The 15,058-nt window shown below is 50.5% G+C and carries 13 protein-coding genes and 5 tRNA genes; 4 read left to right on the top strand and 14 right to left on the bottom strand.

Translation table 11 applies throughout. The annotated features are described in order from the left end of the window. Positions 1-64: 64 nt before the first annotated feature. Complete coding sequence (rplY, locus tag ABYK60_RS01660; protein ID WP_372870179.1) at positions 65-352, bottom strand: 50S ribosomal protein L25; 288 nt, start codon at positions 350-352, stop codon at positions 65-67. A gap of 378 nt (positions 353-730) precedes the next feature. On the opposite strand from rplY, the gene ABYK60_RS01655 reads away from it, so the two are divergent. Continuing rightward, complete coding sequence (locus tag ABYK60_RS01655) at positions 731-1,168, top strand: hypothetical protein (protein ID WP_372870178.1); 438 nt, start codon at positions 731-733, stop codon at positions 1,166-1,168. Here ABYK60_RS01655 and ABYK60_RS01650 read toward each other — a convergent pair. Continuing rightward, entirely contained in the window at positions 1,092-1,640 is a 549-nt protein-coding gene (locus ABYK60_RS01650) for a DUF882 domain-containing protein (RefSeq protein ID WP_372870177.1), read from the bottom strand. The two genes, ABYK60_RS01655 and ABYK60_RS01650, sit on opposite strands and share 77 nt — an antisense overlap. A 130-nt stretch (positions 1,641-1,770) precedes the next feature. Continuing rightward, a complete protein-coding gene (locus tag ABYK60_RS01645; protein ID WP_372870176.1) occupies positions 1,771-3,123 on the bottom strand; it encodes a murein L,D-transpeptidase in 1,353 nt (450 codons plus the stop codon). A gap of 199 nt (positions 3,124-3,322) precedes the next feature. Between ABYK60_RS01645 and ABYK60_RS01640 the strand changes: the two genes are divergently transcribed. Beyond that, positions 3,323-3,598: an HU family DNA-binding protein gene (locus ABYK60_RS01640; protein WP_372870175.1), complete on the top strand. Its 276-nt coding sequence runs from the start codon at positions 3,323-3,325 to the stop codon at positions 3,596-3,598. Between the two features lie 282 nt (positions 3,599-3,880). Here the strand turns inward: ABYK60_RS01640 and ABYK60_RS01635 are convergent. The 8 genes from ABYK60_RS01635 to ABYK60_RS01600 all read right to left on the bottom strand — a co-directional run bounded on the left by ABYK60_RS01635 (position 3,881) and on the right by ABYK60_RS01600 (position 8,224). Continuing rightward, positions 3,881-3,967 (bottom strand) — tRNA-Leu (locus ABYK60_RS01635). A gap of 34 nt (positions 3,968-4,001) precedes the next feature. Further along, a tRNA-Cys gene (locus ABYK60_RS01630) sits at positions 4,002-4,075 on the bottom strand. A 30-nt stretch (positions 4,076-4,105) separates the two neighbouring features. After that, a tRNA-Gly gene (locus tag ABYK60_RS01625) sits at positions 4,106-4,181 on the bottom strand. Between the two features lie 189 nt (positions 4,182-4,370). Beyond that, complete coding sequence (gene pgsA / locus ABYK60_RS01620) at positions 4,371-4,919, bottom strand: CDP-diacylglycerol--glycerol-3-phosphate 3-phosphatidyltransferase (RefSeq protein ID WP_372870174.1); 549 nt, start codon at positions 4,917-4,919, stop codon at positions 4,371-4,373. Between the two features lie 47 nt (positions 4,920-4,966). Beyond that, positions 4,967-6,793, bottom strand: a complete 1,827-nt coding sequence (uvrC, locus tag ABYK60_RS01615) for an excinuclease ABC subunit UvrC (protein ID WP_372870208.1) — start codon at positions 6,791-6,793, stop codon at positions 4,967-4,969. Beyond that, positions 6,790-7,434, bottom strand: a complete 645-nt coding sequence (gene uvrY / locus ABYK60_RS01610) for a UvrY/SirA/GacA family response regulator transcription factor (RefSeq protein WP_372870173.1) — start codon at positions 7,432-7,434, stop codon at positions 6,790-6,792. Before uvrY ends, uvrC begins: the two co-directional genes overlap by 4 nt. Positions 7,435-7,721: 287 nt before the next feature. After that, positions 7,722-7,812: transfer RNA gene (locus tag ABYK60_RS01605), tRNA-Ser, on the bottom strand. A gap of 321 nt (positions 7,813-8,133) precedes the next feature. Continuing rightward, a tRNA-Ser gene (locus ABYK60_RS01600) sits at positions 8,134-8,224 on the bottom strand. Between the two features lie 182 nt (positions 8,225-8,406). Here ABYK60_RS01600 and ABYK60_RS01595 point away from each other — a divergent pair. Together ABYK60_RS01595 and fabA are read left to right on the top strand one after the other, a co-directional pair. Next, positions 8,407-10,137 (top strand): S16 family serine protease, encoded by a 1,731-nt coding sequence (locus ABYK60_RS01595; RefSeq protein WP_372870207.1) that lies wholly within the window; start codon positions 8,407-8,409, stop codon positions 10,135-10,137. Positions 10,138-10,215: 78 nt separating this feature from the next. Next, positions 10,216-10,731, top strand: coding sequence for a bifunctional 3-hydroxydecanoyl-ACP dehydratase/trans-2-decenoyl-ACP isomerase (gene fabA / locus ABYK60_RS01590; protein WP_372870172.1), 516 nt, complete (start codon positions 10,216-10,218; stop codon positions 10,729-10,731). Positions 10,732-10,849: 118 nt separating this feature from the next. Here the strand turns inward: fabA and rmf are convergent, their stop codons facing one another. The 3 genes from rmf to ABYK60_RS01575 form a co-directional block, all read right to left on the bottom strand. Beyond that, positions 10,850-11,026 carry a ribosome modulation factor gene (gene rmf / locus ABYK60_RS01585; protein WP_372870171.1) on the bottom strand — a complete coding sequence of 59 codons (177 nt, stop codon included), beginning with the start codon at positions 11,024-11,026 and terminating at the stop codon, positions 10,850-10,852. 185 nt (positions 11,027-11,211) lie between these two features. Next, entirely contained in the window at positions 11,212-13,089 is a 1,878-nt protein-coding gene (locus ABYK60_RS01580) for a DUF3466 family protein (protein ID WP_372870170.1), read from the bottom strand. Between the two features lie 25 nt (positions 13,090-13,114). Next, the gene (locus ABYK60_RS01575; protein WP_372870169.1) at positions 13,115-15,031 is read right to left on the bottom strand and encodes an ABC transporter ATP-binding protein; all 1,917 of its coding nucleotides are present in this window, start codon (positions 15,029-15,031) and stop codon (positions 13,115-13,117) included. Positions 15,032-15,058 lie beyond the last annotated feature (27 nt).

Here is a 15,058-nt window from a genome sequence, read left to right as displayed (position 1 = left end):
AAAGGGCGACACCCTGGCACAAAAAAAGCGCCACAAGGGCGCTTTTTTCCGGCAAAGCCGTCGATTAGGCGTAAACGAAGTCTACGTGATCGATCATTGGCTTAAATACGTGACGCTGCATAGCCTGAGCGCGCACTTTAACTTCTTTGCCGTCCAGAACGATGGTCAGATCGCTGGTGTAGAAATCATCGTTGGTCTGGATGTTGATGATGTCCTTGTGATCGAAAACGATAGCAACAGGCTCTTTACCAGTACCATAGATAACAGCAGGAACTTTACCCTCACGACGCAGGCGGCGGCTCGAACCTTTCCCGATCTCAGTGCGGGTTTGTGCAACAATAGTGTAAGACATGTATTTATCACTCATATCAGATAGTTAAAATGCAAATTGATTTTCGACCAACCAATAAGCACCTGCTTTGGAAACCCCAAAGCGCGCGAAGTCTACCATAGCACTGACTTATCAGCAAGTAAGCCCCTAAAGCCGCCCTGTTTTAGACGTCAGCGACCCCATTGGCGATGGTGTTATCAAGTGCCGCTGACAAAGCCATTCGCCCGCTCACCCATGATAACTAGACAACCTCTGAATACGCTGGCTTGATAAACAAAGTTTGCAATTGTAACAATAAAGAAAAGCCTGTGGTTACAAAGGGTTGTTGCGTGACATAGATCACACCCTACCCCATTGCACACTGCTAATCTTCTGCCATCAGATTGACGGAGTCCAATCATGGCAACCCACATCATGTGCATTAACGAGGTAAACCGCCAATGGCAGGGATGCAGCTTGTTGCTGAACACATTGATGAATCAACTGGAGTACAAGTTTGACAGCCTGGCTATCTCTGCTGACGCAGTTGACCTGTTACTGGCCGAAGCCATGGCGTGCGTGGCAGAGCTGGATGCCCTGGCGAATCGTCTGGGTGGTAAACAACGTCCGCAGGCATTCAGGCAATTCTATTGCAAGCTGTCCACTACGCTGTCTGACTGGCAATTAAAAAGGGAGCAATCCAGCTTACGCGCCGGCTGTTACTCCCTGTTAAGAGATTACCTGCTATTGGTGCCCTTAGTGTCTGGATGGCATCAGGCCATTACCAGCTGCGAACCCGACCAACATCAACATGAACAAAACCTGACTGGGGATAATACCCAACGCCACCCAGTTTAAGTTCCTTCGCAGCATCGCGAATTTTTTGCAATTTAATGCCCGGAATTGCGATATCTATCGCCTTACCTTCCATATGCAGGCTCTTTTTGGCCACTCCGCCACTTTTTTTGGCCAACATGGCATTTGTGTGCGGTGAACGGTAACCCGAAATTATGTGGATAGTCTCACGGCTTTTTAAGTTTTCTTGCAAATAATAAAGCAGGTCAAACAACCGCTTATCCATTGGAGCTGCTACATTGGCCCGATGATCGCGCAATAATTGATTAAAGCCCTTTAAAATTGGCTTCTGATATTTCCCGTCAACCCAGTAAGCCCCCTCGCTTACTTCGCCGGTATGGCGGTTTAACATACTCAGCATCCTGCTGCCCTGGGTTGAACGACTGGCATATGCCGGATTGGAAATCATAGACACCATCGCAGCACTGCCCAGCCCAAGCAATATCTGCCTGCGTGCAGGAGAGAAGTCAGTCACTCAGTCACCTTTGTATTATTTTTAAACAAATCGGCCAGAAAATATAACGAAAGCCCCGTTTGATCAAGCTTTATGCTTCATCAATTTGACGGGGATCAGAGGGGAAATGGTGGCAAACTGCGAAATATTATTAGGGCGTTCGTTGAGCAACCAACTGATTATCTTTACGTATGTCGTAAACATCATCCCTGAATTGCGCCTTCCCGTTATTGTCTATCCAACTGGTCCAATATACAAAGCGTACTGGCAGGCGAGTCTCTAGTCTGAACCATTGGGTACGCTCCGGTGTATTCACGCTGGACTGCCACAATCGGGGATCTGTGACCCGCTCACGAGCGAGCCAATTTGCCAACTCAGCAATTTTTTCAACTCTGACGCAGCCCGAGGAAAGTGCCCGCATCGACTTTTTGAACAGCCCCTTATCAGGCGTGTCATGCAAATACACACTGTCATCATTGGCAAAAAATAATTTGAAACGTCCCAACGCGTTTTCTGGCCCGGGTCTCTGCTCCAAAAGATAGGGGAATTTGCCATGAGCAGCCTGTTGATAAAACTCATCTGTTTCATTAATCATCTGCCCCTGCCTGTCCCAGACGATAAAACCTTTTGATGAAAGATAGTGCGCATCTTCCCTTAATTTGGGCAGCACATCATATCTGACTAACCTGCGGGGTACCCGCCATGAAGGATTGACAACAACGGCACTGATTTCACTTTCCAGAACCGGTGTTTTCCGGCTGGGCTTGCCAACGATAACTCTGGATTGAAGTACTTGTTTCCCATCGTTATATAGCGTCAGCTCAAAGGCGGGAATATTCACCAACACCATACTTGAAGGCATGGCAAGGAATTCCGCCGACTGGAGCAAGTAGTTGCGCGTCAGCATCTGTGCCTTTTCCCGGGGATGAAGATTCAGCCAATGCAGGGTTTTTTCCCCGACAGCACCATCATCCTTAAGACCGTGGCGACGTTGAAAGCGCTTTACAGCTTCCACAAGTTGCCCCTGATAAGTGGCCGAGGAGACCGACGCACCGGATAAGTCGCCGCTTAGTGTGAGTTTATGGGCAAGTAATGGCACTGTTTTATGGTTATTACCGGGACGCAGCACGCCCTCAATCTCTATAACTTGCCAGTTCGCCCCTTCCTGCCAAAGCAATTGCCGAATTTCATTCATCAGTGCCAGATATTGGGAATTGGGCTCCAAAGCAATCAGTCTGGATGAAAGGCTGCTGCCGCTGGCATTTCCGGGCTCTATACCGTAACGCAGCCACTCCGCTTTCAGTGTTTGATAGTCCCTTTCCAATGCATCTTCAGTGAGTTCGAATGATTGCATCAAAGGCAAAAGTGGCGACGCCTTGTCCTGCTGTGCAAGGATAAACAAGCTAGCCTGCTCCCGCATCAACTGACGGCTGTATTCGGCTTCTCCGGCCGATAACAGAGGCGATAGCAGCATAAGGAGAAAAACTATCAGCAGTCTTTTCATCGATGCCCCCTGACTTAACAAGCTGTCCTTATTACAGCATGGCACCTGACAGCATTCCTGCCATACATCGGTGGACTGACTTGTTTCGCTGCGTGGATAGAAAGCCAGCATTCAAATAAAAATCAGAGAATTAACCTTGAATGCGTCACTCAAGCTGCTATAACTGGCGCCTTTTCCATTGTGCAGTCGGAGAAACCGGATGAATAAAACAGACCTTAGCCGCCACCTTGCCAAAGAGCATAGCCTTTCATTGCCGCAGGCAAAACGATTGCTCGACGAGATCCTGGCACAAATTACACGCGCGCTGGAGGAAGGAGAAACCCTGTACTTACCGCTGTTTGGCACATTTGAACTCAGATACTATCTGCCAAGACAGTACCGCAATCCGCAGACCGGGGAAATGATGGAAGCCCCGGGCTACAACCAGCCGAGCTTCAAGCCAGCACCAGCGCTGAAACAACTTATTGCCGGATAGCCTGCTAATCTCATCAATCCGCGAGCCTTGATGCCCCTTACACAGCGTTCTTTTCACCATGCGGTGCCAACTGTGGGCCATCAGGGCTTAAGGCACTAATTTCAGAAAAGTCATATCCGGCAGTGTGATTATCAAGTGACACAAATTTAGATTTTCCCAATTCTTTAAACTATTGACACGAAAAATCACTCAGCCACGTGGTTGACGGTTGCTGAATATGGCACAGTAATTGGTGCTTATTACGATTCTCTAATTGGGAAGATAGAAACTGCTTGATTTGAATGGTACCCGAGGACGGACTTGAACCGTCACGACGTTACCGTCGAGGGATTTTAAATCCCTTGTGTCTACCGATTCCACCACTCGGGCAAAGTGTCGATGCTTCGTTAAAGCTCTCGAAAAGTGGAGGCGCGACCCGGAGGCGAACCGAGATCGACGGATTTGCAATCCGCAGCATAGCCATTCTGCCATCGCGCCATCTTGTACCAAGCTTCCGGGGAGGAAGATTGGAGCGACATATCGGGTTCGAACCGATGACCTATACCTTGGCAAGGTATCGCTCTACCAACTGAGCTAATGTCGCGTTTTTTACTTTAAAAGTATTTTTTCAAATAACGTGCTTTTAAAGCGTTTGCATTCAAAGTTTCCCCTGACTGCGGATTGGCATTCTACCGATTTAACCCCGGCTGTCAAACGCTTATTTTCACTTAAAATCCTGTATGCACACTAAATAAACGACCTGCATCAGAAACATGCAGTTAGCGCGCAGTTCTTACTCAGCGGTGAGATCTTTCCAGGCCGCCATGATATAGCTCATCATCGACCAGAAGGTCAGAACAGCGGCAAAATAGAAGAGCCCGTAGGCCAAATCAATTAAAAAGGCATTGGGTTTCCAGATAAGCCCGATGATGGCCACCATTTGCGCCGCCGTTTTATACTTGCCAATCCAGGACACGGCGACCGCACCACGCTTGCCAATTTCCGCCATCCATTCACGCAGCGCAGAGATCACAATCTCACGGCCAATCATCAACAGTGCCGGCAGGGTCATCCAGGGCGAGTTGTAGTCTGCAACCAGCAGCACCAGAGCCGTTACCACCATCACCTTATCGGCGACGGGGTCCAAAAAGGCACCGAAACGGGTGAGTTGGCCTAGTTTCCGGGCGGCGTATCCATCAAGCGCATCGGTAATAGCCGCCAACCAGAACACAAATGCTGCGGCAAAAGGTGCCCAGCTGTAGGGAAGATAAAAGAACACCACGAAAACCGGCAACAGTAACAGCCGGAAGAAGGTCAAAGCGATGGGTAAGTTAAACGGCATGGGAGACCCTGGAATTCAAAAGCAGCGCCAATCTTGCCTGATTTTTATCACCCCCGCAATGTGTCATGGATAGTTTGCGCCATTTCTGCGCTGATCCCGGGAACCTTTGCCAGCTCTGCCACACTGGCGTTTTTAACCTGCTGTAATCCACCGAGATATTGCAACAATGCCTTGCGTCTTTTTGGCCCTATGCCGGGGATGGATTCCAGGCTGGAGGTATTGCGGGTTTGCTGGCGCTTGGCTCTGTGACCGGTAATGGCAAATCGGTGTGACTCGTCGCGAATATGTTGAATTAAATGCAGCGCAGGATTGTCAGACTCAAGGGAAAACTCGGCCTCGCTGCCACCAAAAATCAGGGTTTCGAGTCCGGGTTTGCGGCTCTCCCCTTTGGCAACACCAACCAATAAAGGCTGACGGTCCATATCGGCAAACTTGTCTTTCACTATGGCCATGGCGGCGCGCAGCTGCCCCAGGCCGCCATCAATAAACAGCACATCCGGCACCTTGCCGGTGCGTTCAATTTTATCGAAGCGGCGCGATAGTGCCTGTGCCATGGCGGCATAGTCGTCGCCGCCGGTGATACCGGTAATATTGTAGCGGCGATACTCGCTCTTATGTGGCCCTTCGCGGTTAAACACCACGCAGGAAGCGACTGTACTTTCGCCCATGGTGTGGCTGATATCAAAGCACTCCATCCGCTGGATAGGCGCGCCAAGCCCAAGCACTTCTTCAAGAAGCTCCATCCGCTGCTCAACGGTACTCTTGTGGGCCAGCTTGGTGGCCACCGCATTGGCGGCATTGGTACTGGCGAGGCGTAAAAAAGCCGCCCGCTCTGCCCTCACCCGGGTTTTGATTTCCAGCTTATGACCGAGGGAGTGCTGCATTGCCGCCTCAAGCTCGTGCAAATCTTCAAAGTCATCCCCCAGCACCACGTCTTTGGGAATACTGCGGTGGGCTTCGTTGCCCAAATAAAACTGCAGCATGAAGGCGCGCAGCACTTCGGCAAGCTCGGTAGCATCGGGCACCGCCGGGAAATAGCTGCGGCTGCCGAAAATCTTGCCTTCGCGGATAAACAGAATATGAAAACAGGCGATTCCAGAGGCGTAATGCACCCCGATAACGTCCATATCCCCTTGCTGGCCGGATACATTTTGCTGCTCAGCCACCTTACGAAGCGCCTGGATTTGGTCGCGGTAACGGGCTGCGGCCTCATATTCCATTGCCATGGCTGCCGCTTCCATTTTGGTCACCAGAGCCGCTATCACTTGCTGGTCTTTACCACGCAGGAACAGTGTCGCGAGCCGCACCTGTTCGCTGTAATCCTCGTCGCTGATTTTTCCAACACAGGGCGCCGAACAGCGGCCAATCTGATACTGCAAACAGGGTCGTGAACGGGCACGGTAGTAGGCATCTTCACATTGGCGGATGGGAAACAGCTTCTGCATTAAATTCAGGCTTTCCCGCACGGCGCCGCCATTGGGATATGGCCCGAAATATTCGCCCTTCTCACGCTGGGCGCCGCGATGGTAAGCCAGCCTGGGGTGGCTATGGCGGCTTAGCAGAATATAAGGATATGACTTGTCGTCTCTGAGCAGCACATTGTATTTGGGCATGTACTGCTTGATGTAGTCGTTTTCAAGAATAAGGGCTTCGGTTTCGCTGTGGGTCAGGGTGACATCCACATTGGCGATATTTCTCACCAGCGCCTGAGTTTTTACGTTGGGCAGATTGGTCCGAAAATATGAGGACAGGCGCTTTTTTAAATCTTTGGCTTTACCGACGTAAATTACATCGCCGGCGGCATCGTACATACGATACACGCCGCTGGCGCTGGAGACGGTTTTCAGGAAAGTTTTGCTGTCGAACACGCTCAGAACTTGCCGGGGTCGATGATTTTATGGCGGATTGCCAGACGGGTCAGCTCCACATCGCTGCTGATGCCCAGTTTGGCAAACAGACGGTAACGGTAGCTGTTCACGGTTTTCGGGCTCAGATTCAGCTGCTCGGCAATGTCATTTACCTTCATGCTGTTAATAATCATCATGGCAATTTGCAGTTCACGTTCGGACAGCTGATTAAACGGATTTTCATCGGTTTGGGTAAGTTGACTGAGTGCCATTTGCTGGGCTATCTCTGGTGCCAGAAAACGCTGACCACAGGCGACCTGGCGAATGGCATGGATCACTTCAGGCGGGCGGGCACTTTTACTTAGAAAGCCAAAGGCACCGGCCTGCATCACCTTGGTTGGAAACGGATCTTCGGTGTGCATCGACAACATGATGATCCGTGAGTGGGGTTGGTAGCGCAGAATTTTACGGGTCGCTTCGATACCGCCAATGCCCGGCATATTCATGTCCATCAGCACCACATCGGCCTCGTTCTGTTTGGCCCAACTGACGGCAGTTTCTCCGTCTGGTGCCTCACCTACTACCTTAATGCCACGTTCGTCTTCCAGGATCCTGCGGATCCCGGTGCGAACCAGCTCGTGATCGTCGACTAAATATACAGAAATCAAGTTAACACCACCCTGTTAGTTTTTGTTATTACAACACCAGAGACAATCCATGAGCCCAGCTGGGTTAATTTATCCCAACTGCCGCTCTCTGGCAAAGTATTCCGCTTGCAAACTGGCGGTTACAACAGCATCGGTCACGGGCGCTATGACACTGTTATTAAGGTGATTTAACTGGCAGCTTTTATAAGCTGAAGCATCAGACACAATAGCGATGAATGTAGCTAAGGAAGCTGAGCGGACACATAAGCAAAAAGGCGCTGCCTTGTGAGCAGCGCCTTCTTAGAATATGGCGGAGGAGCAGGGATTTGAACCCTGGGTGGGCTATAAACCCACGCCGGTTTTCAAGACCGGTGCATTAAACCACTCTGCCACCCCTCCGAACGAGACGCATAATATCTGTGAGCCGTGGTGCTGTAAACCCTAATTTTGCTTTTTTGTGTCGATTGCTCATTTGCCCGCCAAACCGCTGAAAATCTGACTGGCTCATCTGAGAAACGGCTCACAAAAGAGAAGGTGCGAATGAGTACCAAGCTTGCTCCGCATGAGCTTACAGTGGATGGATGCAAGGCTCAGTTCGCATCGCAGTGAATGGCCATAGTGCTTCGCCAGAATTGTAACGTCGCAGATACCGCTTTAAGCCCTTTTGGCCCTGAAAACGAAAAAGGCGCTGCCTTGTGAGCAGCGCCTTTCCCTTAAATATGGCGGAGGAGCAGGGATTTGAACCCTGGGTGGGCTATAAACCCACGCCGGTTTTCAAGACCGGTGCATTAAACCACTCTGCCACCCCTCCGAACGAGACGCATAATAGCTTCGGGCTTTCTCGCTGTAAACCTCTTTTATTAAAAAAACAATCGATTGCTTAGGCTTTGTGCAAACTGTTTTCCTTTTCACCACACTCAGGCTTATTGACGCTGATTACAACGCCGCAGGATATGCTAAAATCGGCGCAACGATGATTTTTCAATGACTTTTATGCACCCTTCTTGTATTCCCGCTGCGCGACTCTCTCCTTCATTTACGCTGCCAAGCGGATTAGCTCACGATCCGGGTATAGGCCATTTACTGCTTTGTCAGGACAGACTGACCGATGCCTTTGCACTGACCAGCAAACTGCAGAGCCAGCACATGTTTTTGGCTGATTTTGCCGGTGTTCATCGCCCCGCTTTGTTTAAAGCACTGGCGCAGGCATATCCAAGGCCACAAAAAGAGCTGGTTGCCCGCCGAGGCGGCGACAGCACTGAGCTTCAGTGGCAAGACATTCAACCCGGCAGCCATGGCTGTATTACCAAAGAGCGCGGTCTGTACACCTTGCTTGGTGCTCGCCTGACCCGCGCTGACTTGATTGGACGCATTGAGGACGATGGTAAAGGCAAGAGCCAATACCAGCCCGGCGCTCTGGCAAGCTTTGCCTATGTGTTTATTGATGTAGAAGCCGTGTATCGACGCGAAGGCCTGTGGCAACTACTGTTGAATGTGTTGGACACTGGCAGCTACAAGGTCGGCAAAGATATGCAGGTACCGCTGCAATCGAGCATTATTCTGGTCGGCAGCGCGATGCAATATGCAGAGCTCAGAAGCCACGATGCAAGCTTTGTCCGTCATTTCCCTCTGCTGGGAGAAATGGCACATGAGCTGAACCTGACGCAGAAGTCTGAGCTGGAATATGGCCTGTGGTTAAATGCACTGGCCAATGAAGCAGGTTACCGTTTGCAGGACTCTGCGATGGCGCCTCTGTTCGCGTTTTCCTCTCGGGAATGTGAACACCAACAGCGATTGTCGCTGGCAAGTCAGGACATGGTACAGCTGTTCGCTCAAGCAGCCGCCTACGGTCAAAGCAGTGACATCAGCGGTGCGGATATTGAAAAAGCCCTGCGCCAACAGCAGCGTCGCCATAACAGCTCCGAGCGTTTCTCTGCACAAAGCTTCGATGACAGCTTTATCAACCTGCCGACCAGCGGCGAGATGGTTGGCCAAATCAATGGTCTGACCGTTATCGACAGTGTCGACTACGCCTATGGCGAACCTGCCCGCATTACCACCACAGTGCACTATGGTGATGGTGAAGTTGCCGACATTGAGCGCAAGTCCGAGCTTGGCGGTAACATCCACGCCAAGGGCATGATGATCCTCTCCGCCTGTTTGTATCGAATTTTTGGCCGCGATGCACCACTGCATCTCAACGCCAACATAGTGTTTGAACAGTCCTATCAGGAAATTGATGGCGACAGTGCCTCTCTGGCCGAATACTGCTGTTTGATGTCTGCTATTGCAGAGCAGCCAATAAAACAATCACTTGCAATAACAGGTGCCTTGGATCAATTTGGCAATGTGCAAGCCATTGGCGGCGTAAATGAAAAAATTGAAGGCTTCTTTAACCTGTGTGAGCGCCGTGGCCTTAGCGGGGAACAGGGGGTGATCATTCCCAAAGCCAACATGCTGCAGCTGAATCTGGCGCCCAAGATCATAGAGGCCGTGTCCAAGGGCTTATTCCATGTGTATCAGGTCGCCCATATGGACGAGGCTGTTGAACTGTTAATGTCGTTGCCCGCGGGTGTTGCCGACGAAGAGCACAACTTCCCACAGAATAGCCTTTATGGGCTGGTACAAGCCCGGCTGGACAAACTGGCAGGTGACGAGCCTGATGATTTACCAGAAGGATTTTTTGCCAAACTACTCGCAAAATGGCCATTTTCACGTAGCTAAAAAGGTGGTTGGACTTGTTTGGCTTACAGCTGTTCGCTAATCTTGGCCACTCTTAATGATGGAGCGGTAACTATTACAATGACTAAAGCAAACAGCTACACCAAAGAAGAACTGATCGCCTGTGGCCACGGCGAACTTCTTGGCAAGAATTCTCCCCGTCTGCCTGTCGATAACATGCTGATGATCGATCGCATCACCACCATCAACGACGATGGCGGCGCTTTCGGTAAAGGGGAAATCGTAGCCGAGCTGGATATCAATCCGGATCTTTGGTTTTTTGGTTGCCACTTCGTTGAGGATCCTGTGATGCCGGGCTGTCTTGGCCTAGATGCCATGTGGCAGCTGGTTGGCTTCTTCCTGGCATGGGAAGGCGCTCAGGGTAAAGGCCGCGCACTGGGCGTGGGAGAAGTGAAGTTCACCGGTCAGGTACTGCCGGGAGCCAAGAAGGTTACTTACCGTCTTAATATTAAGCGCACTATTCACCGTAAGCTGGTGATGGGTATCGCCGATGCCAGCCTGGAAGTGGATGGCCGTGAAATCTATACCGCCACCGATCTGAAAGTAGGCGTGTTTACCGACACCTCCACCTTCTAAGCCGACCCGGCACTTAACGCAGAACACCGGCCATGGCCGGTGTTTTTGTTGGTAGCTGCAGCCAGAATCTCAGCCACAAAAATGCCCTCTTCTCAGGGAGGGCAAAGTTTGCTGTGCATTACTTGGTAAAGAGCCCGGACATTCGGCCGTCTACCCCCTCACGCCAGCCTCCAAGCCATTGTGAGCGTGAATCTAGACTGTTGTAAGGGCACATCTCTTTTGAACGTCCCCCGGCTCCAGCCTGAAAACCTTTGGAAAAAGCTCTGTCCATACGATCTCGTTTTTGTCTCTTCATGCAAGCGTCCTCTGTTCTACATAAACAAGAAGCAACAGCTTCATAGTTAGAAATAAGACTTTTCAGAGCCAAGATCAATCTAAAAATCCGTCAATTTTATCGTTCAAATATTAAGCTATTGAGACAGCATGGAAAAAAAATCGGGCCTTTTACAGGCCCCGATTGAAAATCTAAGTACTAACGGATCAATCTTTGCGCCGGCGCAGCCAAATCAAAGGCAGCAAGAACAAACCAATCAGGGTTGCAGCGCCTTTACGCTCGTACTTTTCACCACCGGTGTCACTGTCGACAAAAGTACAGGCGGTAGCACCAGTACCAGCAGGCTCCAACACCACTGCACGAGGCAGATATGAAGTTACCGGATTACCGTTGCCATCCAGTTCAAACGTATATTTGCCATTTTCAACCACAGGTAGACCATTCTCGTCTACTTTATAGACCGGCTTGCGAATAAAGGCTGTACCAACGATTACACCAGCTTCGTTAATGCCATTGGCTTCTACAACTTGAATATCCGTGCTGTAGGTCAGGGTCTTACCGCTACTATCTTCAACCTCAACTTTATGACGCTGCCAATTGCCATCGCTGCCCTTTTCAAGGCCTTTTGACTCACAGGTAAGCAGACTGTTCAGGTTTGAAAATTCACCACCCTCTTTAGCGTTCATGTCGAACAAGAAACCTGCTTTGGGACGTGGTTTATCTTTTTCATGAGTGGTTTCGATATAACCGACAACCTGACCTTTGTTGTTTATGGCTTTACCACGACTCGACAAATCTGAGAGTGTGTTATAGAAATCATTTGGTACTATCGGCTTGGTACCTGCAGACTTAGTATCGTAGTAAAAGAACTTATCTCGTGGGTAACCCTGAACGTAACTGTTATACGATCCAACAAGAATACCACTATCATTGACATCGTAAGCAATTGAACTACGTACATTTTCAACACTTGTTACCGGCACCCAATTGTAGCTGTAACTACCATCTTCATTACGGGTCCAAAACGCGGCGTCCATACGAAAATAGTCTTTATTACCGTTACGATTAACATGTGAACGTCCTGCAACAGTTCCTTCGCTATTAATACCCAATCCCTGAGCTGTGTACGTAAGTGTCGAATCGGAAGGCGGAGTCAATCCCAACGGCAGCTCTTTACCTGTGGCATTGTCATTATCTATTTCCCAAACATAAGCGCGTGTCTGGTACTGGAGATTGCGACTGCCTGAAGCATTGGGGTACTGCTCGTTCTGTATACATATATCAAGTGGCAAGGCGTTTTCAGTACCAACTTTATCCAAACATGCTTGAGCACGTTCACGTCCGTACTTGGAAATATCAACGCTCGCATAACCGGTAACTATATTTCCGCTTATCGCTGTCGCAGCCGATGCTCCACCCAAATACACTTTTTTATCAGCTTCACCGGTTTTGTTACTTGTGTATTCAACGTAAGGGGGCAACAACGCCACTTCCGCAGAATCCGTTTTCACCACGCCACGGATTTCATAGTCACGGTAATACCAATAGTCCTGATTTGTATCAGACCCTGTGTACTCCATTTTCTTCTCTGGCCCAGTCATGGCACCAATCTTCACTCCATCTTCCGAGATGTCGTAAAAGTATGTATCAACCGAATTGATGGATTCAGGCACAGTCACATCAGTATCTTTGGGATCTGTTGTACCATTAATACTTTCAAAGGTCGGTACCCAGGCACCCGATGCACCATTGGCAGATGCGGTAAAAGTAAAATTATTGGCAACTATTGGCTTAAGGATCGAATAGCTGATTTTTTCTTCAGCTGAAATACCATCATCCACATCGACGATACCCCCCTCAATATCATCCTCAGACAGCTTCTTACGGCCTTTGGCGATACCCACCAGCTCATTATTGGCATTTACTGCCGTAGCATAGCCGGTACGGGTGCCTTCGAGGGTGCCCTTAAGGTCAAAATCTTCGAGGTTCTTAATTTCGTAAACCGGTGCGGCCTGAGCACTTCCAAGTGCACCCAGCACACCCAAAGCCACCAGGGACAATGCCTTTTCCAACTGTAACTTCATTAATAACTTCCTAATTTTAATAGGTTTACTTCATTGATTCGAGCTCTTCCCAACGCTCAAAGCAAAGCTCTAACTCTTGTTCTTTCTCACCGAGCAAACTCAGACGGGCATTGACCGCGTCCTGAGGCTGCCCATAAAACTCGGGGGTATTCACTTCCTGTTGCAGCGCCTCAATCTCGGCTTCGAGCTGCTCCATCCGCTCAGGCAGGGCTTCCAGCTCCCGCTGCAATTTGTAAGACAGCTTCTTCTGCGTTTTCACTTCAGGCTGCTGTTTTACCACAGCTGTCTGAGCTTGGACACTCTTTTGCCCCTCGGGTTCCGCAGCTGCAACGTAGAATTTGGCTCCCTGCGCCACTGCATCCTGATAGCCACCCACATATTCGGCCCAGCGGCCATTGCCGGTAAACCACCAACTGCTGGTCACGGTATTATCAATAAAGGCCCGGTCGTGGCTGACAATAAGCAAGGTGCCATCATAGTCAGCCAGCATGGACTCCAGCAGTTCCAGCGTTTCGATATCCAGATCGTTGGTGGGCTCATCGAGAATGATAAGGTTGGCCGGGCGCAGCAGCAGTCTGGCGAGCAACAGACGGTTCTTTTCCCCGCCTGACAGCGCCTTCACCGGGGTCCGGGCCCGCGCAGGAGAAAATAAGAAGTCCTGCAGGTAGCTCAGAATATGGCGGTCATTGCCGTTGACGGTTACCGTCTGTTTGCCCTCTCCCACGTTTTCTTCGACGGTTTTTTCTTCGTCGAGGTTTTCGCGGTACTGGTCAAAGTAGGCAATTTCCAGCTTGGTGCCGGTTTTCAGATTACCGGACTGAGGCTCCAGCTGACCAATCAGCAGTTTAATCAGGGTCGATTTACCGCAGCCATTGGGGCCAATCAGCGCAATACGGTCGCCACGCATCACACTCACGGAAAAATCGCGTACCAAATCTTTGTCGGCGAGGTTGAAGTTCAGGCTATCAACATCAAACACCAGCTTGCCGCTGCGCTCACCTTCAGCCACCGCCATGCGCACATTGCCCTGACGGTTAATACGCTCTTTGCGCTCCATCCTGAGCGCCTTGAGCGCCCTTACCCGGCCTTCGTTACGGGTACGGCGGGCCTTGATCCCCTGACGGATCCACACTTCTTCGTCGGCGAGCTTCTTGTCGAACTGGGCGTTGGCTTCAGCTTCCAGACGCAACCATTCAGCTTTGCCTTCAAGATAAGCCTGATAGGAACCCGGCCAGGACGTCACCACGCCGCGGTCGAGATCCAGAATGCGGGTGGCCATACGACTGATAAAGCCGCGGTCGTGACTGATAAACACGATAGCGCCTTTAAAGCCCAGCAGAAACTGCTCCAGCCACTCGATGGTATCTATATCTAGGTGGTTGGTCGGCTCGTCGAGCAGCAGCAGGTCCGGCTCACTCACCAGCGCGCGGGCCAGTGCCACTTTACGCTGCCAGCCACCGGAAAGTTCGCTCAGCGGCTTGTCCGGATCCAGTCCAAGGCGTTTACAATGCGCCTGAATGCGGCTATCGAGCTGCCAGCCATTCAGATGGTCAAGCTTAGCCTGCAAGCCTTCCATTTCTTTGAGCATCCGCTCCTGTGCGACTGAATCTGCAGAAGCCAGGTCGTGAGACAACTGATGATACCGGTCCAGCACATCGCCCACTTCTTTCAGGCCCTGGGCAATATAGCGATAAACTGTGCCCGACTCCGCCTTGGGCGGATCTTGCTGCAAACGGCTGATACGCACGTCGGTGGCAATATTCAGCTCACCATCGTCAAGATGGGACTCGCCATCGATAAGTTTAAGCAAGGTGGATTTGCCGGCACCATTGCGACCGACAATACACACTCGCTCACCGGCCTCAATGCTGAGGTCAGCATTTTTAAGCAGGGGAATGTAACCATAGGCCAAAGAGCCATTGGTGATACGAACAAGACTCACATCAACATCCTTTACACTGGTGTTCGC

The organism is Shewanella sp. (genome assembly GCF_041630135.1).
Lineage (GTDB): Bacteria > Pseudomonadota > Gammaproteobacteria > Enterobacterales > Shewanellaceae > Shewanella.
The sequence above is the reverse complement of the archived record's forward strand: the minus strand, read 5'-3'. Positions and strand labels throughout refer to the sequence as shown.